Raw genomic sequence first — 22,596 nt, 5'->3', positions numbered from 1 at the left:
CAGCAAAAGGTGAGCTTAGAACCCGTGCGCGGCGGTCGTCGCGCGCCATGGGAACGGCTGCGCCTCAACAACAGGGAAGACTACAATGATCCACCACCTGTCCGTCAGCGCCGCTGACCCCAAGGGCGCCGCCGAATTCTTCGCCGACATCATGGAAGGCGTCGTCGTCGACTTCCCGCCCAACCCGGGCAGCTACATGGTCTTCAAGGCCGACGGCATGGGCACCGCCATCGAGATCTATCCGGCCGGCAGCGTCATGGTTCCCAACGGCGAGCCCGGCGCGGCCTTCGTCATGCAGGCCGAGGGCGCCGACCGCCGCTCGCCGACCCACTTCGCCCTCAGCGTCTCCATGTCCCTGGACGAGGTCATCGCCCGCGCCGCCGCCAAGGGCTGGGAAGCCCGCGTGTGCGACCGCGGCGGCCACTTCCACGTCATCGAGGTGTGGATCGAGAACACCTGGCTGGTCGAGGTTCTGCCGCTGAACTTCGCCGCCGAATATCTAGGCTTCGCCAACGCGGTTTCGGCCCTGGCCGATCCGAACAGCGCGCTGGACTCCCACCAGCCGCAAGCCAAGACGCTGGAACATGCCTGACCTAGGCTTGGGGGGATCCTCGGGGGCGATCTCGTGTGGATCGTCTCCGGCATCCCCTCGGTTTGGCGTTTGCTTCGGGGCGGGGTTGGGCCAATAAAGGCCCGCGACGCAAGGCTCGCCGCGTCGCAGCGCCCCAGCCATCCCGAAGAGTTCTATCGCCAGTGCCGGAAGTGGAAGACCAGGTTCGCGGAGCGTCGAAGCCGCGCCTGAAATGGATCGTCGCCGGTGTCGTCGGCCTGGCCCTCGTGATCGGCGGCGTCGCACTCTTCCACCCCAAGCCGGACGGCTCGAAGGCCACGGCTGGAGCCACGCCCCGGGCCGTCAAGCTGCCGACCGAGCCCGCCGACTGGCGCGGCAAGATCGACTATCGCGGGCTGGACGCCCGCTTTCACGCCATGATGACCGACCGCTCGATGGAGGGCCTGGCCGTCGCCGTGGTCGAGGACGGGCGGCTGTCGTTCGTGCGCGGCTACGGCCTGACCTCGGCCCAGAACGGCCGGCCGGTCGACGCCCAGACCGTCTTCCGCTGGGCCTCGCTCTCGAAGACCGTTTCGGGGACACTCAGCGCTCGCCTGGCCGCGGACGGGGTCTTCTCGCTGAACGATCCGCTGGCGATCTTCCACACCAGTCTGCGCCTGCGTGGCGAGGCTCAGAACACCCTGACCGTCGAGCAACTGCTGGCCCAGCGCACGGGCCTGCCCAAGCACGCCTATGACGATCGACTGGAGGACGACAAGGACCCGGTCGAGATCCGCCAGGCCCTGGGCGCGGTGCCGCCGGCCTGTCCGCCAGGGACCTGCCACAGCTACCAGAACGTCGCCTACGACGCGATCACCGAGGTCATCCGCGCCCGCACCGGCGAGGCCTACGCCGATACCGTCCAGAAGCGCCTGTTCGGACCGCTGGGCATGACCAGCGCGACCATCGGCATGGCCGGGATCGAGGGCGCCAAGGACTGGGCCCGGCCGCACGGCGACCGGCGGGTCCTGCCGATGTCGGAGGCCTACTACCGCGTGCCCTCGGCCGCGGGGGTCAATTCGACGATCGTGGATCTGGCGACCTGGATGCAGGCCCAGATGGGCCTGCGCCCCGACGTCCTGCCACCGGCGGTGCTGAACGACATCCAGCGGCCGCGCGTGGCCACCGCCCGCCCCTACGGCCAGTCCTCGATCGGTCGGGCCCTGAGCAACGCCGGCTACGGCCTGGGCATGCGCAGCTTCACCTTCAAGGGCCACCGGCTGATCGGCCACAGCGGCGGCATCGCGGGCTACCGCTCGACCATGATGTTCGACCCGGCCACCAAGACCGGCATCGTCATGCTGTGGAACAGCAACGCCAACCTGCCCTTCCGCTTCCAGGGCGAGTTCTTCGACCGCGCCTATGGCCTGCCGCAACAGGACTGGCTGGAGCTGAAGCGCGAGACCGCGGTCGGCGCGCCGGAGGCGGCGGACGCGGGGTGAGCGTCGGCGCGGCTTGACTGTACGGAAGTCACGCATACCGTCGTTCTTCGAAATGACGGGGGATGGCGATGTACGGCTTGACCGGGATGCTGAACAGCGCCGCCGGGGGACGCCCCGGGGCGCGGTCGACCGTGTGCGACGGACGCGAGCGCACCTGGGCCGAGACGCGGGATCGGGTGGCGCGGCTGGCCGGCGCCCTCCACGCGCTCGGGATAAGCCGGGGTGACCGGGTCGCCATCCTGGCCCTGAACAGCGACCGCTACACCGAGTTCCTGCTGGCCGTCTGGTGGGCGGGGGCCGTCGTGGTGCCGATGAACATCCGCTGGACGGTGGTCGAGAACGCCTACTCCCTGCGCGACAGCGGGACCCGGATCCTGTTCGTGGACCGCGCCTTCGCCGGCGCGGCCGCCGAGGCCCGGGTCGATTGTCGCGACCTGGAGCACCTGGTGTGGTGCGACGACGGCCCCGCGCCGGACGGCATGCTCGGCTACGAGGCCCTGATCGACGGCCACGCGCCGGCGCCGGACGCCGAGGCGGGGGCTGAGGACCTGGCCGGCCTCTACTACACCGGCGGCACCACGGGCTTTCCCAAGGGGGTCGCGCTTCCGCACCGAGCCCTCTGGTACAACAACCTGGTCTGCGCCCAGCTGCTGGGGGTCGGGCCAGACGACGTCGTGCTGCACGCCGCGCCGATGTTCCACATGGCCGACAGCTGCCTGGGCGGCGCGGGCTCGATGATGGGCGCGGCCCACGCCTATGTGCCCCGCTTCGACGCCGAGGCGGTGATGGCCGCCATCGAGAGCCAGGGCGTCACCCAGACGGTCATGGTGCCGACGATGATCGGCATGCTGCTGCAACATCCGGCCTTCGCGACCGAGCGGCTGCGCTCGCTGCGGACCATCGGCTATGGCGGCTCGACGATCTCGCGCGGCGTCCTGGCCGAGGCGCTGGCGAAGCTGCCCCATGTCCGGTTCGTGCAGATCTATGGCCAGACCGAGATGGCCCCGGTGATCACCTTCCTCTCGCCCGCCGAACACGTTCTGGACGGCCCGCGCTCGGCCAGGCTGGCCTCCGCCGGACGGCCGGCGCCGGGCTGCGAGGTGCGGATCGTCGATGAGGCGGGAGCGGATCTGGGCGTCGGCGAGGTCGGCGAGATCATCACCCGGGGACCCGGCATGATGCACGGCTACTGGAAGCAGCCGGAGCAGAGCGCCGCGACGATCCGCGACGGCTGGGTGCATACCGGCGACGGCGCCTATCGCGACGCCGACGGCTTCGTCTACATCGTCGACCGGCTGAAGGACATGATCGTCACCGGCGGCGAGAACGTCTTCAGCGCCGAGGTCGAGAGCGCGATCTCCACCCATCCGGCCATCGCCCAGGTCGCCGTCATCGGCATCCCGTGCCCGCGCTGGGGCGAACAGGTCCACGCCATCGTCGTCCCCCGCCCCGGTCACGCGCCGACCGAGGCCGAACTCCTGGCCCACTGCGAACCGTTGCTGGCCAACTACAAGCGCCCGCGCGGCGTGACGCTGAGGGCCGAGGCCCTGCCGTTGTCGGGGGCCGGCAAGATCCTGAAGCGGGAGCTCCGCGCGCCGTTCTGGGAGGGCCAGGCGCGGGGGGTGAACTAGGGAGCCAAACAACCAATGCGCCTCGTCATCCCGGAAGCCTCGCAGAGGCTATCCGGGACCCAGGGGCAAGCGGCGACGAGGCGGCCCCTGGGTCCCGGCTCTCCGCTTCGCTGCGGCCGGGAGGACGATGGGGTAGAGTTTTCAGTGGACTGCTGATCCACGCCGAGTTCGCAACGAAAAACGCCCCGGCCTTGCGACCGGGGCGTCTTGTTTCGAACCGGAGGCTCGCGATTAGGAGTCCAGGAAGCTCCGCAGCTTCCGCGACCGCGACGGGTGCTTCAGCTTCCTCAGGGCCTTGGCCTCGATCTGGCGGATGCGTTCGCGGGTGACCGAGAACTGCTGGCCGACTTCTTCCAGGGTGTGGTCGGTGTTCATGCCGATGCCGAAGCGCATGCGCAGCACGCGTTCTTCACGCGGCGTCAGCGAGGCCAGCACGCGGGTGGTGGTTTCCCGCAGGTTGCTCTGGATCGCGGCGTCGATCGGCAGGATCGCGTTCTTGTCCTCGATGAAGTCGCCCAGGTGGCTGTCTTCCTCGTCGCCGATCGGCGTTTCGAGCGAGATCGGCTCCTTGGCGATCTTCAGGACCTTGCGGACCTTTTCCAGCGGCATGGCCAGCTTTTCGGCCAGCTCTTCCGGGGTCGGCTCGCGGCCGATCTCGTGCAGCATCTGGCGGCTGGTGCGGACGATCTTGTTGATCGTCTCGATCATGTGCACCGGGATACGGATGGTCCGCGCCTGGTCGGCGATCGAGCGGGTGATCGCCTGACGGATCCACCAGGTGGCGTAGGTCGAGAACTTGTAGCCGCGGCGATACTCGAACTTATCGACGGCCTTCATCAGGCCGATATTGCCTTCCTGGATCAGGTCCAGGAACTGCAGGCCGCGGTTGGTGTACTTCTTTGCGATCGAGATCACGAGACGAAGGTTGGCCTCGACCATTTCCTTCTTGGCCTGACGGGCCTCGCGCTCGCCTTTCTGGACCGTCTGGACGATGCGGCGATAGTCGTCGATCGGCACGCCGGTTTCGGTGGCCAGGGCGGCGATCTCGCCACGGATGTCGGTGACCGACTGGCTGTCGTTCTCGACGAACTTGGTCCAGCGCACGCCCATGGCCTTGACCTGATCCGACCAGGTCGGGTTCAGCTCGGAGCCGAAATAGGCCTTCAGGAACTCGCCACGGCTGATGCCGTAGCTGTCGGCCAGGCGCAGCAGGCGGCCTTCCAGGCCGATCAGGCGCTTGTTGATCGCATAGAGCTGCTCGACCAGAGCCTCGATGCGGTTGTTGTTCAGCTTCAGCGTCTTCAGGTGCTGGATGATCGTCTGCGACAGGCCTTCGTAAGCCTTACGATCAGCGTCGGTCAGGTCCTCGCCCTTCAGGCGGCTGCCGACCAGCTTGTCCTGCAGCTTGCGGAAGCTTTCGAACTCGCTGGCGATGGCGTCCAGGATGGCCATCACGCCTTCGCGCAGTTCGCCTTCCATGGCGCTGACGGTCGGACCGGCGCCGTCGTCGAAGTCGTCGTCGTCCTCCCCCTCGGCGCCCTCGGGCTTGGCTTCGCCGGCTTCCTCGTCGACCGGCTCGGCCGGTTCGGCGTCCTCGGCGGCCGGCTGGGCGGCGACGCCGTTGATGGCGGCGTAGGTGCCTTCCAGGTCGATGACTTCGCGCAGCAGGATGCGGCCCGTGCCCAGTTCCTCGCGCCACACCATGATGGCTTCGAAGGTCAGGGCGGACTCGCAGAGGCCGCGGATCATGGTGTCGCGGCCGGCCTCGATGCGCTTGGCGATGGCGATTTCGCCCTCGCGCGACAGCAGCTCGACCGAACCCATTTCGCGCAGGTACATGCGGACGGGGTCGTCGGTGCGGTCATAGGCGGCCGGCTTGTCGCTGGTGATGACCGTGGTGTTCTCGTCGCGGGTCGCGACTTCGCCACCTTCCGAGCCCTCGGCGTCCTCTTCGGCCTCAACGACGTTGACGCCCATCTCGCTGAGCATCGCCAGGGTGTCTTCGATGGCGTCGGGGCTGACTTCCTCTGACGGCAGCACCTTGTTCAGCTCGTCCATCGTGACGTAGCCGCGGGCTTTCGCCTGCTTGATGAACTTCTTTACGCCGGCGTCTGTCAGGTCGAGCAGGGGGCCGTCACCACCGGTGGTTTCTGGCGCTTCCGTCTCGGCCGAGGAATTGTTGCTCATCAAGCTCTCCGAAATCGACACCGCCGTCTGTGCAAGAGCGGCGCCGAAAAAATCCGTTTCGAAAAGGCCTTGCCTACCCGGTCACGCGCGCTTCTTAAGTCAGCGCTTTCCCAAGGATCACGTTCCCGTCAGATGCCGCCAAATCGCGCCCGGCTCGCCATGTAGAAGTGCTCCGCGAGAGACCCGGCGGAGACCATATGGCGTAGGCGCGGCCTGGCGCTTTCCCTGATCGGGTCGGCGACCGCTGGGGACCTGGGGCCGCGGCGAGGGTGACATCCTGTTTCGATGAGGGCGCGCGCTACGGCGGCCCGAGCGATGTCAATCAGCTGCTTGGCAAATCCTTGAGTCGGCAAATGGCTTTGGGTGACGCCGGTGTCAAGACGATACACGCGGTTGCGGTCACATATATTGACAGCGACCGCGCCGCTTTTATCGCCCCCAGGCGCCGGCGCGGGCCGCGGCGAACCACATGACGGGCGCCTGGCCGTGCAGATCGCCGACCGCGCGGGGCCTTTGCAGATAGTAGTCGGCGTCCTTCGACTGGCCCGTGCCGACGCAGATTTCCGACACCCGCCCGTCCGCGCCGACATAGGGCGCCAGCCCGTCCCAGGCCCACTCGGCCGCCTTGTGATAGGCCCCGCCCAGGATCCCGCGCCGCACACCGACCGTCATGGCGAAGCCGAACATGGCCGTGGCCGAGGTCTCCTTCCAGGCGTCAGGGCGGTCGACAAGCTGGCGCCACATGCCGTCCCCGGCCTGATGCTCCAGCAGGGCGGCCATCATCTTGCGGAAGCCGGCCTCGATGGGCGCGCGGCGCGGATGGCTCGCCGGCAGCTCCGACAGCACCTCGGCCAGGCCCGCCGCCACCCAGCCGTTGCCGCGTCCCCAGAAGAACGGCGCCTCGGGCCCGTGGTGGATCAGGCCGTTCGGCTGTTGCAGCCGCTCGACATAGGCCTGGGCCGTATGGGCGGCGCGATCGAGATAGACCGCTCGCCCCGTCGTCCGCCAGGCTTGCAGCTGCAAGGTGCCGATCATCCAGATGTCGTCGATCCAGAACCGGGTCTGGGCGCTGAGCCCGTCCGGGCGCGGATCGCGCCACTGGCCGTCGGCATAGGCCAGGCCCCGCGCCAGGTCCGCCGGCGACTTCGTGCGGCGATGAAGCTCCAGCGGCCAGGCCCCGTAGACATTGGCGTCGACATGGTTGGCGCTGTTGCCGATGCCCGAGGCCAGCAGGCGCTCATGCCGCTGGGCCACGCGCTCGAACAGGACCTTGTCGCCGGTCGCCGCCGCCAGCCGGGCCGCGCCATAGGCGCTGGCGACCTCGGCATAGTGGACGGCCGTCACGTCGCCGACCTCGTACAGCATGAAGTCCGGACGGTTCAGGAAGGCGTCGGCGGCGCGGTGGCCGAGGCCCTTCGGCGCGGCGGAAGCGGCGAGCGGAGCGGTCAGCCCCAGCACCAAGCCGCCGATCGCCGCGCGCCGGTCCATCCCTAGTGCAGGACCTGGGAGACCTGCTCCGGGTCGGTCCAGCCGCCGCTGTCGATCAAGCGCTTGACCGCGTCGCGCTCGGTCTTCAGCCGCAGCAGCGTCTGGAAGTCGCTGTCGTCGACCAGGTCGGTCTTGGCGTCGTCGACCGCGCGCTCCAGGGCCGTCAGCCGCAACAACAGGTCGAAGGCCTGGGACCACAGGGTGCGGATCGCCTCGCCCGGGCTCTGGTCGGCGCTTTGGCCGACATCCAGCGCCTTCACGTGCGCCGCCGAGCGTTCCAGCGCAGCCAGGCTGGCCTCGTCATAGCCGGCCGAGGCCAGGCGGCCACGCAGCATGCCGGTCTCGACGTGGTCGGCGTCCATGCGCAGATTGACCAGCTCATGAGCGATGGCGTCCAGCCGTTGGTCGCCGAAGCCCTGGTTCATCAGCACCTCGATGCGGTCGTCGACGACCTTGGGGTCGCGGATCGCGGCGATCAGCAGAGCGGCCGAGAACGGGCGCGGCGCTTGCTGGAGGGCCTGGGCCGCCGCGCGGCCCTCGGCCGTGGAGCCCTCGATCCGGGGCTTGCCGAACTTGCGAGGCGTGTTGTCCCAACGCTGGCGCGACAGCTGCCGACCCGCGTCGCTGGCGTCCGGCTTGGCCCGTCGCGCCGCCCGCATCTCGTCGAGGCGGTCCAGCAGCTCTTCCTTGTAGGCGTGGGCCAGGTCCTTGTCGGCGATGGTCGCCGCCAGGGTGCGCAGCCGGACCTTCAGATTGGTGCGCTGCTCGGGCGTGTCGAAGGGCTCGATCTCCCGCTCACGCTCGAACAGGGCCTCGACGAAAGGCTTGGTGTCCGAGAGCTGGGCCTTCAGGGCCGCCGGTCCCTGCTCGCGCAGCACGTCGTCGGGGTCCTTGCCGCCGACCGGCATCGAGAACAGGAACGAGCGGCCAGGCTTCAGCAGCGGCAGGGCGCGGTCGATCGATCGGTGGGCGGCGCGCTGGCCGGCCTTGTCGCCGTCGAAGCACAGGGTCGGGGTCGGATGCAGGCGCCACAGGGCCTCCATCTGCTCCTCGGTCAGGGCCGTGCCCATGGCCGCCACGGCCGGCACGCCCGCGCGCTGGCAGGCGATGACGTCCATATAGCCCTCGACCACCACCATCGGCGGCTTGCCGCCGCCGCTCTGGCCGGCGTGCAGCAGCTTGCGGGCCTCGAACAGGCCGTACAGCACTCGCCCCTTGTGGAAGAGGCCGGTCTCGGGGCCGTTCAGATATTTGGCGCGCGCCGCAGGATCCATGGCCCGGCCGCCGAAGGAGACGACCTTCCCCCGGCCGTCGGTGATCGGGAAGATGATGCGGTCGCGGAAACGGTCATAGGGCGCGCCGCCGTCCTCGGGCGCGATCAGCACCCCGGCGTCGACCAGATCGCCCGGCTTGGCGCCCTTGGCGATCAGATAGTCCTTCAGCCCCGTGCGGTTGTTGGGCGCGAAGCCGATGTGGAAGCGGGCCCACTCGCTCTCGGGCAGGCCGCGCTTTTCCAGATAGGCGCGGGCGGCCTGGCCTGCGGGCCGGCGCAGCTCGCTCTCGAACCAGGCGGTCGCCAGGTCCATCCAGTCGTTCAGGGACGAGCGCTTCTGCTCCTCGCGGGCGGCGCGGGGGTCGATTTCGGGCAGGCTCATGCCCGCCTCGGCCGCCAGCCGCTCGACCGCCTCGGCGAAGGTCAGCCGCTCGGTCTCCTGCAGAAAGCTGATGATGTCGCCGTGCTTGCCGCTGGAGAAGCAGTGATAGAAGCCCTTTTCGTCGTTCACGAAGAAGGACGGGCTCTTCTCCTTGGTGAACGGCGACAGCCCCGCATATTCGCGCCCCTGCCGCCGCAGCTTCACCGACTTGCCGACGACGTCGGACGGGCGAAGGCGGGACTTGAGTTCTTCGAGAAAGCGGTCGTCGAAACGCATCTAAGGGGTGGGACTTCGCGAGCTTGAGGTGGGCACCTTATCTGGCGGAAGACCTCGCCATAACCGGACGTGGGTCGATCCTCACAGGTTACCCACAGATTAACGGATCAAGCGCCGCCTTAGGAACACCCCTCCTCCGCCACCCGTTTTGAAAGCTGGAGCGCCTCGACGCGCCCGTCGTCCAAGAAACGCGGAGAAGACCCATGCCCGAGAGCAGATGGAATGATCGCGAAGGCCGCTTCGAAGTCGATCCGGAGCGCGACCTTGGCCGCGATTTCGACCGCGAGCGCGGCTACGGCTATGACGCCTCGCGCCGACACGATCCCCCGTACGACAACACCTATCGCGGCGACGGCGGCTATCGCGCCGAGCCCTCGCAACCGCCCCCGTATCGCGGCCGCCGCCGTGGCGGCGAGTTCCTGCGCGCGGCCCAACAGGGCGGCGACATCGGCTATGGCCGCGTGCGCTCGGGCGCCGACTACGCCGCGGGCGCGACCGGCTATCGCTCGCCCGGCGACTGGGGCCGCGTCGGCGGTCACAACTTCGGCGCGGCGACCGGCGACTACGGCTCCGGCGGCTATGTCAGCCCGACGGCCGACTATGGCGACGAGCGCTATTTCCATCCCGACGACCACCGCCGCCGGGAGGCCTATGACGGCGCCTATGGCGACCCCGCCGCCGATCGCGGCTACCGCGCCTTTGGTCCGCGCCGCCGTCGCCCCTCGGCGCACGAGGCTCACCCCGAGCCCAATTACGAGGCCAATTACGAGGAACGCACCTGGTTCGACCGGGCGCGCGACGAGGTCTCGTCCTGGATGGGCGATCACGAGGCCCTGCACCGCAGGGAATATGACGCCGCCCATCGCGGCGAGCACGGCGGGCGGGGCCCCAAGGGCTATCGCCGCTCGGACGAGCGCATCCGCGAGGATGTCAGCGACCGCCTGACCGACGATTCCTGGCTGGACGCCCATGGCATCGAGGTCTCGGTGAGCCACGCCGACGTCACCCTGTCGGGCACGGTGCGTTCCCGTGAGGACAAGAAGCGCGCCGAAGCCCTGGCCGAGCGCGTCTCGGGCGTCGACAACGTCCAGAACGACCTGCGGGTCGATAACGGAACCGACCGACCGGCGCCGGTCGTGCCGATGTCCGATCCGATGGGCTAGGCGAGGACAGTGAGCTCGATCCTCCCCCGCTCGCGGGGGAGGTGGCCCAGAGGGCCGGAGGGGCCAAATCGGCCGACGTCCAGCCTGCCCCCTCAGTCGCTCCGCGACAGCTCCCCCGCTCGCGGGGGAGCATCCCATTTCGGTTGCCGTTTCGTCGCTAAGTTTCAGCCCCGAAACCAAAACCCGCCCACATACCCATGTTCTGCACGCCGAGGCCAACTTGCCCTCGACAAGTGGATATTAACGCCACAAACATCCCGGCTTCTCGTCGCGGGAGGGAACCCGCGCGCCGCATTGGGGTGTTTCGTGAAAGCGCTGTTCTTCTCCGTCTCCGTCCTGTCCCTGGCCGCTACCGCCGCGTTGGCGCAAAGCCAGCCGATGCCGGAGTCGGCCCCGCCGACCCCGTCGATCGCGGCCCCGCGCGACGTCCCCTACGCCGGCGCCCTGAAGCTGGCCGTCGACGCCACCGACCTGGACCGCAAGATCTGGAACGTCACCACGACGATCCCGGTCAGCAAGGCCGGCGACTTCGTGTTCCTGTATCCGCAGTGGGTCCCGGGCGGTCACTCGCCACGCAACGATCTGGACAAGCTGGCCGGCCTGGTGGTCACCGCCGACGGCAAGCGCATCCCCTGGGTCCGCGACGTCGTGCAGGTCTACGCCTTCCACGTCGACGTGCCGGCGGGGACCAAGGAACTGAAGATCAGCTACCAGTTCCTGACCGCCGTCGAGGCCAAGGTTGGCCGCACCGAGGTCACGCCCGAGATGCTGAACCTGCAGTGGCTGCAGGTGGCGATGTATCCGGCCGGCTACTACACCCGCCAGATCCCGGTCGAGGCCAGCGTCAAGCTGCCCGAGGGCTGGAAGCTGGCCACCGCTCTGGAGACCGCCAAGACCGACGGCCAGGTCACGACCTTCAAGACCACCACGGTCGAGACCCTGGTCGACTCGCCGATCTTCGCCGGCAAGTATTTCAAGTCGATCGACCTGGACCCGACCGGCCCGGCCCCCGTGCGCCTGAACATGGTCGCCGACAGCCCCGAGCTGCTGGAGGCCAAGCCCGAGCAGATCCAGATCCACAAGGATCTCGTGCAGCAGGCCTACAAGCTCTACGGCTCGCACCACTACGATCACTATGACTTCCTTGTCGCCCTGTCGGACAAGATCGGCGGCATCGGCCTAGAGCACCACCGTTCGAGCGAAAACCGCGTCGCCCCGAAGTACTTCACCGAGTGGGACAAGAACTTCGTCGGCCGCGACCTGCTCAGTCACGAATACACCCACTCGTGGAACGGCAAGTTCCGCCGCGCCGCCGACCTGTGGACGCCCAATCTGAACGTGCCGATGCGCGACAGCATGATGTGGGTCTATGAGGGCCAGACCCAGTACTGGGGCAACGTCCTGGCCGCGCGCTCGGGCCTGCTGACCAAGCAACAGGCGCTGGACTCCATCGCCGCCACCGCCGCCACCTACGACAACCGTCGCGGCCGCGACTGGCGTCCCGTGCAGGACACCACCAACGACCCGATCATCGCCAACCGCAAGCCGCTGTCGTGGCTCTCCTACCAGCGTAGCGAGGACTACTATTCGGAAGGCCTGCTGGTCTGGCTCGACGCCGACACGCTGATCCGCGAGAAGACCGCCGGCAAGAAGTCGCTCGACGACTTCGCCAAGGCCTTCTTCGGCGTCGACAACGGCTCGTACGTGCCGCGCACCTACACCTTCGACGACGTGGTCAGCACGCTGAACGGCGTGGTGGCGCACGACTGGGCCAGCTTCCTGAAGACCCGCATCCAGGAGGTTCAGGAAAAGGCCCCGTTGGATGGCCTGGAGCGCGGTGGCTACAAGCTGGTCTACACGACCACCCCGACCGAGTTCATGAAGTCGGCCGAGACCAAGGCCAAGAATACGCCCCTGCCCTACTCGCTGGGCCTGACGGTGGGTTCGGACGGCGTGCTGACCGACGTGCAGTGGGGCGGCCCGGCGTTCAAGGCCGGCCTGACCCAGGGACTGACGGTGGTCGCCGTCAACGGCGAGGCCTTCGACGCCGACAAGCTGAAGGCCGCCGTCACCGCCGCCGCCAAGGCCGACGGTCCACTGGTCGAGCTGCTGATCAAGGACGGCAGCCGCTACAAGAGCGTCAAGATCGACTACCGCGGCGGCCTGCGTTACCCGCGCCTGGAGAAGGTCGCCGGCGGTTCGACCCGCCTCGACGACATCCTAACGCCGCGCAAATAGGGACCGGAAGCTTCGCTTGCAACTTGCGATAGACTCGCAAGCTGCGACGATTTGGGGAAGGGCGGGAAGCCGACACTTGTGTCACCTTTCCGCCTGTTCAATCCCTCTGAACGCGTACCGAAAAGGGCCCGCTCCCCTCCCAAGGCGGGCCCTTTTTTACGTCTGGATCTCAGCCCAGCGCGATGCGGCCCATCAGCAGCGAAGCCGCCAGCAGCAGCCAGATCAGCCCCGCCGAGACGAGCGTCCAGGCCAGCATCAGCAGCAGGAACCGTCCCGGCCGCTCGGCGCGGCGCACCGTGAGCAATCCCCACAGCAGGACCAGCTCGCCGGTCCGCCAGGCATCGACGATCTCCAGCGCCCAGACGATCGAGCCGCCCGTCAGGATCAGCGCGGCCGCGCCATACTCCAACCGCTCCACGCCTCAGCCTTGCGACAGCGTCAGCACGTTGCCGTCGGGATCGGCGAAGAAGGCGACCTTCGAGGCGCCGTCGGGCGCGGTCCAGATCCCCAGCGCGTCCTGGCCGAACCCTTCGTGGATGGTGAAGACCACGCCCCGGTCGCGCAGCGCCACGACGGCGGCGGCGATGTCGTCGACGTTCCAGCCCAGCACCGGGTGCGGACTGGCCTGATGGCCCGGCATCACCGTCATCCGCAGCAGACCGCCGCCGAAATCCAGGAAGTCGCCGAAGCCGTCCGTGCCGCGCAACGCCAGGCCCAGCGTGTCGCGATAGAAGGCCATCGCCCGCTCGCGGTCGGCGACATAGACGAACGCCACCGGCGCGCCTGACAGGCTTTGCATTCCCCACACTCCCGCTTGATCGCCAAGCCTAGCAGAGCCCGGCGGGGCGACCAGCCTCGGACCTCGCGCTCTTCCTCCCGGGCTCGGCGTGGAACCTAATCCGCCCCTCCACGTTCTGCGTCATCTGAAGGTGCGGGTGGGGGCGCCGTGTCACAATCCTTGACCATCGAACGCGGTGTCCTGGCGCCGCTCATGGAATCCCTGCTCCATCTGGAGCAGCCGGTTCTCGACGCCATGCCCATCGGTATCTACGCCTGCGACGCCGGCGGCCAGATCGTGCGGGCGAACCGCAAGGCCGTCGAGCTGTGGGGCCGGACCCCGCGCCTGTTCGATCCCGCCCAGCGCTTCTGCGGCTCGTTCCGTGTCGAGAGCCTGGACGGCCGCTTCATTCCCCCCGACGAAACGCCCATGGCGCGCGCGGTCCTCCATGGCGAGGCCTTCGAGGGCGCCGAGGCCGTGGTCTTCAACCCCGACGGCCGCCGCTGGGTGGCCAAGGTCAATGTCGAGCCCCTGCGCGATCTTGGCGGCGCCGTCGTCGGCGCCATCAACTGCTTCCAGGACGTGACCCGCGAGCACGAGCTGCGCCAGGCGATGGCGCAGCAGCAGCGCACCTTCGACCTGGCGATGGTGGCCTCGGACATGGGCACCTGGCGCTACACCCTGGCCGACAACATCTGCGTCTATGACGAGAACGCCCAGCGCCTCTATGGCCTGACCGAAGAGCGCTTCCTGCATGACGAAGCCGGCGTCGAGGCCAAGTTCCACCCCGACGACATGGCGCTGATGTGGTCGCGCGTGGCCGAGGCGCTCGCCCCGGAAGGAACCGGCCGCTACGAGGTCGACTATCGCGTCAAGCAGCTGGACGGTAGCTGGCGCTGGCTCAGCGCCTGGGGTCTGGTCGAGTTCGAAGGCGACGGCCCGGACCGCAAGCCGGTCGCGATCGCCGGCGCCAGTCGCGACCTGACGCAGATGAAGGCCGTCGAGGAACATCAGCGCCTGATGGTCAATGAGCTGAACCACCGGGTGAAGAACTCCCTCGCCACGGTCCAGTCCATCGTCGCCCAGACCCTGCGGAGCGCCACCGACCTTCCGACCGCCCGCGCGGCCCTGGAGGCGCGGATCGTGTCTCTGGCCCGCGCCCACGACCTGCTGACCGACCGCAGCTGGTCGGCGGCCAACTTCGGCGCGGTTCTCACCCGGGCGCTCGAACCGTTCTCGATCAGCCGGTTCGAGATCTCGGGCCCGTCGCTGGACGTCTCGCCTCGCCACGCCCTGATGCTGTCCATGGCCCTCCACGAGCTGGCCACCAACGCCGCGAAGTATGGCGCGCTCTCCAACGGGGGCGTCGTTCAGGTGGCGTGGACCGTCGAGGGTTCGAGGCTGCGTCTGGCTTGGCGCGAAAGCGGCGGCCCGCCCGTCACCCCGCCCACGCGACGCGGCTTCGGCACCCGTCTCCTTCAGGACGGCCTGATGCGCGAGTTCGATGGCCAGACCCGTCTGGACTACGCGCCCGAAGGGGTTCGCTGCGACATCGAGGTGTCCCTGAGGACCGTCCCGACCTACTGATCGCCGTCTCCACCAGCCCCAAGAAATGAGACCGGTACCATTTCGGACTTGAGTGGTCTGACAACCGCCCCCATAGTGCCTGACAAGGGCGGTGACTGAGAACCGCTGACAAACGCTATGCGCAAGCCTCGGGGAAACGACCGGATGACCACCACCCTCACCCGCCGCCTGTTCGGCGCGAGCCTCGCCGCCCTGTCGGCCGCCGCCATGCCGGGCCTCGCCTCGGCCGCTGGCCAGGCCGCGAAGAAGGCCCCCAAGGCGGCCGGCGACAAGCCGCTCTACAAGGATCCGACCCAGCCGATCGACGCCCGCGTCCAGGACCTGCTGGGCCGCATGACGATCGAGGAGAAGGCCGCCCAGCTGATCGGCATCTGGCTGACCAAGGCCAAGATCCAGACGCCCGAGGGCGAGTTCTCGGCCGAGGAAGCCAGCAAGAACTTCCCCAACGGCCTGGGCCAGGTCTCGCGCCCGACCGACCGCAAGGGCCTCAAGCCCGCCACGATCGTCGACGCCGCCGCCGGCGCCGACGACGGCGCGATCGGCCGTAACGCCGCCCAGACCGCCAAATACACCAACGCCGCCCAGAAGTGGGCCGTCGAGAAGACCCGCCTGGGCATCCCGATGCTGATGCACGACGAGGCCCTGCACGGCTATGTCGCCCGTGACGCCACCAGCTTCCCGCAGGCCATCGCCCTGGCCTCGACCTTCGATCCCGACCTGGCCGAGAAGATCTTCGCCGTCGCCGCCCGCGAGATGCGCGCCCGGGGCTCGAACATGGCCCTGGCCCCCGTGGTCGACGTGGCCCGCGACCCGCGCTGGGGCCGCATCGAGGAGACCTATGGCGAGGATCCGCACGTCTGCGCCGAGATGGGCCTGGCCGCGATCCGGGGCTTCCAGGGCACGACCCTGCCGCTGGCCAAGGACAAGGTCTTCGTCACCCTCAAGCACATGACCGGCCACGGCCAGCCCGAGAACGGCACCAATGTCGGCCCGGCCCAGATCGCCGAGCGCACCCTGCGCGAGAACTTCTTCCCGCCGTTCGAACGCGCCGTGAAAGAGCTGCCGGTCCGCTCGGTCATGCCCTCGTACAACGAAATCGACGGCGTGCCCTCGCACGCCAACCACTGGCTGCTGACCAAGATCCTGCGCGAGGAGTGGGGCTACAAGGGCTCGGTCCAGAGCGACTATTTCGCGATCAAGGAACTGATCGCCCGCCACAAGCTGACGGCCGACCTGGGCGACACGGCGGTGATGGCCCTGCACGCCGGCGTCGACGTCGAGCTGCCGGACGGCGAGGCCTATGTCCTGATCCCGCAACTGGTGAAGTCGGGCCGCATCCCCCAGTTCGAGGTCGACGCCGCCGTCGCCCGCGTCCTGGAGATGAAGTTCCAGGGCGGCCTGTTCGAGAACCCCTACTGCGACGAGAAGACGGCCGACTCCAAGACCGCCACGCCGGACGCCGTCGCCCTGGCCCGCGAGGCCGCTCGCAAGGCCGTCGTGCTGCTGAAGAACGACAAGGGGCTCCTGCCGCTGGACGGCAAGACATTCAAGCGCATGGCGCTGCTGGGCACCCACGCCAAGGACACGCCGATCGGCGGCTATTCGGACATCCCGCGCCACGTGGTCTCGATCCACGAGGGCCTGGCCGCCGAGGCCAAGGCCCAAGGGTTCCAGCTCGACTACGCCGAGGCCGTACGCATCACCGAGAAGCGCATCTGGGCCGCAGACGAGGTCAAGCTGGTCGACCCGGCCGTCAACGCCAAGCTGATCGCCGAGGCCGTCGAGGTCGCCAAGAAGGCCGACGTCGTGGTCATGGTGCTGGGCGACAACGAGCAGACCAGCCGCGAGGGCTGGGGCGACAACCACCTGGGCGACCGCGACAGCCTCGACCTGGTCGGCCAGCAGAACGACCTGGCCAAGGCCATCTTCGACCTGGGCAAGCCGACGGTGGTGTTCCTGCTGAACGGCCGCCCGCTGTCGATCAACCTGCTGGCCGAGCGCGCCGACGCCATCATCGAGGGCTGGTACCTGGGCGAGCAGACCGGCAACGCCGCCGCCGACGTGCTGTTCGGCCGCGCCAATCCGGGCGGCAAGCTGCCGGTCAGCATCGCCCGCGATGTCGGCCAGCTGCCCATCTTCTACAACCGCAAGCCCACCTCGCGTCGCGGCTATCTGTTCGACGCCAAGACCACGCCGCTCTACCCGTTCGGCTTCGGCCTCTCGTACACGACCTTCGACATCTCGGCCCCGCGCCTGGCCAAGGCCCGGATCGGCCAGGGCGAGAGCACCACGGTCGAGATCGACGTCGTCAACACGGGCAAGGTGGCCGGCGACGAGGTGGTCCAGCTCTACGTCCACGACGAGGCCGCCTCGGTGACCCGTCCGCTGCTGGAGCTGAAGCACTTCAAGCGCGTCACCCTCGCGCCCGGCGCCAAGACCACGGTGAGCTTCGAGATCAAGCCGTCGGACCTGTGGATGTGGAACCTGGAGATGAAGCGCGTCGTCGAACCGGGCGCCTTCACGATCATGGCGGGGCCGAACTCGGTGAACCTGAAGACGGCGACGCTGGTGGTCAGCTGATCCAAACAAACCTCGTCATCCCGGACGGCCTAAGGCCGATCCGGGACCCAGGGGCAGCCGCACTGCAGTGGCCCCTGGGTCCCGGCTCTTCGCTTCGCTGCGGCCGGGATGACGAGTAATTTTGCAGAGAAGAACCGCCAGCAAGGCGGCCGAAAGGGAGCTCACCCATGCGCCGTCTCGCGCCGATCCTGCTGGCCTTGCTCGCCGCCTCGCCGGCCAGCGCCCAGTCCCTCCTGAACGGGCTGCTGTCCGACCACGCGGTGGTCCAGCGCGACCGGCCCCTGCCCGTCTTCGGAACCGCCAAGCCGGGCGAGACGGTCACCGCCAGCTTCGCCGGCCAGACTCTGACCGCCAAGGCCGGTCCCGACGGCGCCTGGCGGGTCGAGTTCCCGGCCACGCCCGCCGGCGGCCCCTACACCATCACCGCGACCACCGCCTCGGCGACCCGGAGCGCCGCCGACATCCTGGTCGGCGACGTCTGGCTGTGCTCGGGCCAATCGAACATGGAGATGCAGGTCAGCGCCTCGGGCGACGCCTGGAACCAGATCAACAACGGCGCGCCCAACGACACCATCCGCATGGCGACGATCGAGAAGGCCGACGCCCGCGCGCCCGTCGCCGACTTCAAGAAGCCGCCGGTCTGGAGGCCGACCAGCAAGGATACCGTCGGGTCGTTCTCGGCCGCCTGTTTCTATTTCGCTCGCGAGCTGCAGAAGACGCGCAAGGTCCCGCTGGGCCTGGTCCACGCCTCGTGGGGCGGCTCGGGCATCGAGGCCTGGATGACGCCCAAGGCGCTGCGCAAGGTCGGCGGCTATGACGACGCCATCGAAACCCTGAACCTCTCGCTCAAGGACCCCGTCGCCGCCAGCCGTCGCTGGGGCGAGACCATCAAGGGCTGGTGGACCGCGCGCCATCCGACCGAAGCCGCCATCGCGCCTTGGACCGGCGCGGGACCCTGGACGACCGCGCCGCAGGGCCTGGGGATCTGGGAGCGTTGGGGCGTGCCGGCCCTGGCCGACTTCAACGGCGTCGTCTGGTTCAAGGTCGAGGTCGAGCTCACCCCGGCCCAGGCCGCTCAGACCGCGACGCTCTCCGTCGGCCAAGTCGACGAGATGGACACCACCTATCTCAACGGCGTCGGTGTCGGCGCGACCTCTGGCGCCTGGCTCGACCGGTCGTATCCACTGGCCGCCGGCGTGCTGAGGCCGGGCAAGAACACCATCGTCGTCTCGGCCTACGACACCTACGCCAATGGCGGCATGTACGGCGATGCGGCCAAACGGGTCCTGACCCTGGCCGACGGGACGCGCCTGCCGCTGACCGCCTGGACCTATCGCATCGAGCCGCGCACCGGCGGCGATCCGCCCCGCGCGCCATGGGACACCCTGGCCGGGGTCTCGACCCTGTACAACGGCATGCTGGCTCCGATGGGTCCCTACGCCTTCGCCGGCATGGCCTGGTACCAGGGCGAGACCAATGTCGGCCGCGACAAGACCTACGCCCCGCTGCTGCGCGCCCTGATGGCCGAGCGCCGCGAGGGCCAGACGCCGGACATGCCGGTGGTCGTCGCCCAGCTGGCCGACTACGGCGCCTTCGCCAGCCAGCCGTCGGCGTCCGGCACGGCCGCCCTGCGCGACGCCCAGCGCCGCGCCGTGGCCGCCGACGGCCATGCTGGTCTCGCGGTCACCCACGACATCGGCGATCCGTTCGACATCCATCCGGCCAACAAGCAGGAGGTCGGCCGCCGTCTGGCCCTGGCCGCCCGCCGCGTCTACGGCGAGGCCGTGACCACGGGGCCGGAGGTCGTCTCGGCCAAGCGGACCGGCGACACGGTCGTGGTCAGCTTCGCCCAGGTCGGCGGACGCCTGGTCGCGCGCGGCTCGGACAAGGTCATCGGCTTCGAGCTCTGCGATGCGACCTGCCGCTGGGTCGACGGCAAGATCGAGGGCGCGACCGTGGTGCTGAGCGGGGCCGGTTCCAAAGTCCGGTTCGCCTGGGCCGACAGCCCGACGTTCAACCTGTTCGACACGGCCGGCCTGCCCGCCGGTCCGTTCGAGATCGAGGTCCAGTAGTGCGTACGAAATCCGAATGGGGCGTCTGGCCCGCCGTTTCGGCCCTGGCCCTGGCCGCCGCGCTCGCCACCGCCGTCGCCCTCGCCGCCCCTGTTCAGGCCCACGCCGCCGAACCCGCCCTTGGGCCGGCCGCCATCACCCTGGCGCCCAGCGCCGACGCCTTTCCGCTGATCGCCGGCGGCAAGCCCGCGCGGATCGAGTACGACCAGACCGACTTCCCCGGCGCCCTCCGCGCCATCCAAGGGCTGCGCAATGATCTCGCCGCGCTCTCCGGCGGCGCGCCGGCCAAGGACGCGCCGGTCGTCATCATTGGAACCCTAGGTCAAAGCGCCGCCATCGACGCCCTGGCCGCCTCGGGCAAGCTGGACGTCTCCAAGGTCAGGGGCCAGTGGGAGGCCTTCGTCCAGCAGGTGGTCGAGAACCCCCGTCCCGGCGTCGCCCGCGCCCTGGTCATCGCCGGCGCCGACAAGCGCGGCACGATCTTCGGGGCCTATGACCTCTCCGAACGCGCCGGCGTCTCGCCCTGGACCTGGTGGGCCGACGTCCCGATCCCCAAGCGCGCCGACGTGTTCGTCGCCCCGGGCACAAACGTCCAAAAGCCGGCGGTGAAGTACCGCGGCATCTTCCTGAACGACGAGGAGCCGGCCCTGGGCCCATGGGCCCGGACCAAGTTCGGCGGGATCAACCACGCCTTCTACGAGCGGGTCTTCGAACTGATCCTGCGGCTGAAGGGCGACTATCTGTGGCCGGCCATGTGGGGCAAGTCGCTCTATGACGACGACCCGCTGACCGCGCCGCTGGCCGACGAGATGGGCGTCGTGCTGGGGACCTCGCACCACGAGCCGATGAGCCGCGCCCACGTCGAGTGGGAGCGCTACGGAACGGGCCGCTGGGACTACGCCAAGAACCCGGAGCAGCTGCGCAAGTTCTGGCGCGAGGGCGTCACGCGGATGGGCTCGAACGAGAGCCTGGTCACGGTCGGCATGCGCGGCGACGGCGACGAGCCGATGAGCGAGGGCACGGCCACCAAGCTGCTGGAGACCATCGTCGCTGACCAGCGCAAGATCATCGGCGAAGTCACCGGCAAGGACCCCGCCAAGACCCCCCAGGTCTGGGCGCTCTACAAGGAGGTGCAGGACTATTACGACGCCGGCATGCGCGTGCCCGACGACGTCACCCTGCTGTTCGCCGACGACAACTGGGGCAACATCCGCCGCCTGCCGGAACTGGGAAAGAAGCGTCCCGGCGGCTACGGGGTCTACTACCACTTCGACTATGTGGGCGGTCCCCGGAACTACAAGTGGCTGAACACCAACCAGATCGAGCGCACCTGGGAGCAGATGAAGCTGGCGTCCGACTACGGGGCCGACCAGCTGTGGATCGTCAATGTCGGCGACCTCAAGCCCATGGAGCTGCCGACCGAGTTCTTCCTGGACTACGCCTGGAACCCGGCGGCGATGCCAGTCGAGAAACTGCCCGCCTACACCACCGGCTGGGCGGCCCAGCAGTTCGGGCCCGAGCGCGCGACCGAGATCGCGGCGCTGCTGGACGGCTACACCAAGCTGAACGCGCGCCGTAAGCCCGAGCTGATCGACGCGTCGACCTTCAGCCTGACGAACTTCCGCGAAGCCGAACGGGTCGAGGCCGAGTGGGCCGATCTGGAAAAGCGCGCCGACGCCGTTCGCGCGGCGATCCCGAAGGCTCAGGACAGCGCCTTCTTCCAGCTGGTTTGGTTCCCGGTGAAGGCGGCCGCCAACTATAACCGCCTGCAGATCGCCGCCGGCCGCAACAGGCTCTACGCCGGCCAGGGTCGGGTCGAGGCCAACGCCCAGGCGAAGCTGGTCCAGACCCTGTTCGACCGCGACGCCGAGCTGACCCGCCAGCACGACGCCATCAACGGCGGCAAGTGGGTGCACATGATGGATCAGACCCACATCGGCTACACGATCTGGCAGCAGCCGGACGCGAACATCATTCCCAAGACCGAGACGGTGATCCCGGCCGCCGGCTGGGGCGTGGCGCTGGAAGGCGACGGCGAAGCCCTGTCGCCGCTCGTCCGCTGGGGCGCCGAGAGCCGCTGGATCGACGTCTTCAGCAAGGGCGCCCCGATCGTGGTGGAGGCCTCGGCCGACGTTCCATGGCTGAAGGTGACATTGAGCCCGGAGAACGCCGACGGCGACGTCCGCATCGAGATCGCCGTCGACTGGACCAAGGCGCCGAGGGGCGACCGCGCGGCCAATCTCAAGGTCACCGCCGGCGGCGAGACCCGGACGATCGCCATCCCGATTTCCAACCCCGACCGCAAGCCGGCCAAGGGCGCTTTCGTCGAGGCCGGCGGCCTCACCGCCATTGAAGCCGAGCACCACGCCGCCGCGACCGGTGGCCAGGGCGTGAGCTGGAAGACCATCCCGAACCTGGGTCGCACCCTGTCGGGCGTGACCAGCTATCCCTCCACCGCGTCCAGCTCGAAGCCGGGTCTGGGCGGACCGTCGCTGGACTATGTGGTCGACTTCGAAAAGGCCGGGCCGGTCGACCTGACCGTGCTGGTTTCGCCCACCCTGGACTTCCGGGGCGGCAAGGGGCTGGCCTATGCGGTGTCGATCGACGACGCGGCGCCGGTGGTGGTCAACAGCCAGCCCGACCCGTCGAACCAGGCCTGGGACAAGGCCGTCGCCGACAGCGTCCGCGCCCAGACCACACGGCTTTCGGTCCCCTCGCCCGGCCCGCACAAGGTGCGGCTGTGGCGGGTGGATCCGGGGGTGGTGTTCCAGCGCCTGGTCCTGTCGCGCGGGAACGTGCCGGCGAGTTATCTGGGCCCGCCGGAGAGTGTTCGGGCGCGGTAGCGCGGTCCACTCGCCCTCCAAAACTCTCGTCATCCCGGAAGCCTCG

General features: G+C 68.8%; 14 protein-coding genes. 9 read left to right on the top strand and 5 right to left on the bottom strand.

Annotated elements, in window-relative coordinates; all coding sequences use genetic code 11:
- Positions 1–85: 85 nt before the first annotated feature.
- The 3 genes from AC1RRV_RS02635 to AC1RRV_RS02625 all read left to right on the top strand — a co-directional run bounded on the left by AC1RRV_RS02635 (position 86) and on the right by AC1RRV_RS02625 (position 3,683).
- Positions 86–592 (top strand): VOC family protein, encoded by a 507-nt coding sequence (locus AC1RRV_RS02635; RefSeq protein WP_492858009.1) that lies wholly within the window; start codon positions 86–88, stop codon positions 590–592.
- Positions 593–753: 161 nt separating this feature from the next.
- A complete protein-coding gene (locus AC1RRV_RS02630) occupies positions 754–2,052 on the top strand; it encodes a serine hydrolase domain-containing protein (RefSeq protein ID WP_492858008.1) in 1,299 nt (432 codons plus the stop codon).
- Between the two features lie 68 nt (positions 2,053–2,120).
- Positions 2,121–3,683 (top strand): long-chain-fatty-acid--CoA ligase, encoded by a 1,563-nt coding sequence (locus AC1RRV_RS02625; RefSeq protein WP_492858007.1) that lies wholly within the window; start codon positions 2,121–2,123, stop codon positions 3,681–3,683.
- 231 nt (positions 3,684–3,914) lie between these two features.
- Here the strand turns inward: AC1RRV_RS02625 and rpoD are convergent, their stop codons facing one another.
- The 3 genes from rpoD to dnaG form a co-directional block, all read right to left on the bottom strand.
- A complete protein-coding gene (gene rpoD, locus AC1RRV_RS02620; RefSeq protein ID WP_492858006.1) occupies positions 3,915–5,870 on the bottom strand; it encodes an RNA polymerase sigma factor RpoD in 1,956 nt (651 codons plus the stop codon).
- Positions 5,871–6,299: 429 nt separating this feature from the next.
- On the bottom strand, positions 6,300–7,358 hold the full coding sequence (locus AC1RRV_RS02615; protein ID WP_492858005.1) for a glycoside hydrolase family 88/105 protein: 1,059 nt from the start codon (positions 7,356–7,358) through the stop codon (positions 6,300–6,302).
- Between the two features lie 2 nt (positions 7,359–7,360).
- Complete coding sequence (dnaG, locus tag AC1RRV_RS02610) at positions 7,361–9,289, bottom strand: DNA primase (RefSeq protein WP_492858004.1); 1,929 nt, start codon at positions 9,287–9,289, stop codon at positions 7,361–7,363.
- 203 nt (positions 9,290–9,492) lie between these two features.
- Between dnaG and AC1RRV_RS02605 the strand changes: the two genes are divergently transcribed.
- Entirely contained in the window at positions 9,493–10,452 is a 960-nt protein-coding gene (locus AC1RRV_RS02605; RefSeq protein ID WP_492858003.1) for a BON domain-containing protein, read from the top strand.
- A gap of 294 nt (positions 10,453–10,746) precedes the next feature.
- Positions 10,747–12,690, top strand: a complete 1,944-nt coding sequence (locus AC1RRV_RS02600; protein WP_492858002.1) for a M61 family metallopeptidase — start codon at positions 10,747–10,749, stop codon at positions 12,688–12,690.
- A 169-nt stretch (positions 12,691–12,859) separates the two neighbouring features.
- Here AC1RRV_RS02600 and AC1RRV_RS02595 read toward each other — a convergent pair whose 3' ends face one another.
- On the bottom strand, positions 12,860–13,108 hold the full coding sequence (locus tag AC1RRV_RS02595; protein ID WP_492858001.1) for a hypothetical protein: 249 nt from the start codon (positions 13,106–13,108) through the stop codon (positions 12,860–12,862).
- Between the two features lie 3 nt (positions 13,109–13,111).
- On the bottom strand, positions 13,112–13,489 hold the full coding sequence (locus AC1RRV_RS02590) for a VOC family protein (RefSeq protein WP_492858000.1): 378 nt from the start codon (positions 13,487–13,489) through the stop codon (positions 13,112–13,114).
- 192 nt (positions 13,490–13,681) lie between these two features.
- On the opposite strand from AC1RRV_RS02590, the gene AC1RRV_RS02585 reads away from it, so the two are divergent.
- From AC1RRV_RS02585 to AC1RRV_RS02570, 4 genes are all read left to right on the top strand, one after another.
- On the top strand, positions 13,682–15,055 hold the full coding sequence (locus AC1RRV_RS02585) for a sensor histidine kinase (RefSeq protein ID WP_492857999.1): 1,374 nt from the start codon (positions 13,682–13,684) through the stop codon (positions 15,053–15,055).
- Positions 15,056–15,199: 144 nt separating this feature from the next.
- Positions 15,200–17,635: a glycoside hydrolase family 3 N-terminal domain-containing protein gene (locus AC1RRV_RS02580; protein ID WP_492857998.1), complete on the top strand. Its 2,436-nt coding sequence runs from the start codon at positions 15,200–15,202 to the stop codon at positions 17,633–17,635.
- Between the two features lie 167 nt (positions 17,636–17,802).
- Entirely contained in the window at positions 17,803–19,707 is a 1,905-nt protein-coding gene (locus AC1RRV_RS02575) for a sialate O-acetylesterase (protein ID WP_492857997.1), read from the top strand.
- Positions 19,707–22,550, top strand: coding sequence for a glycosyl hydrolase 115 family protein (locus AC1RRV_RS02570; RefSeq protein WP_492857996.1), 2,844 nt, complete (start codon positions 19,707–19,709; stop codon positions 22,548–22,550). The genes AC1RRV_RS02575 and AC1RRV_RS02570 overlap by 1 nt, the downstream gene beginning before the upstream one ends.
- Positions 22,551–22,596: the final 46 nt, after the last annotated feature.

The sequence above is a fragment of the Caulobacter sp. GW821-FHT11E10 genome (genome assembly GCF_058808375.1).
The sequence above is the reverse complement of the archived record's forward strand: the minus strand, read 5'-3'. Positions and strand labels throughout refer to the sequence as shown.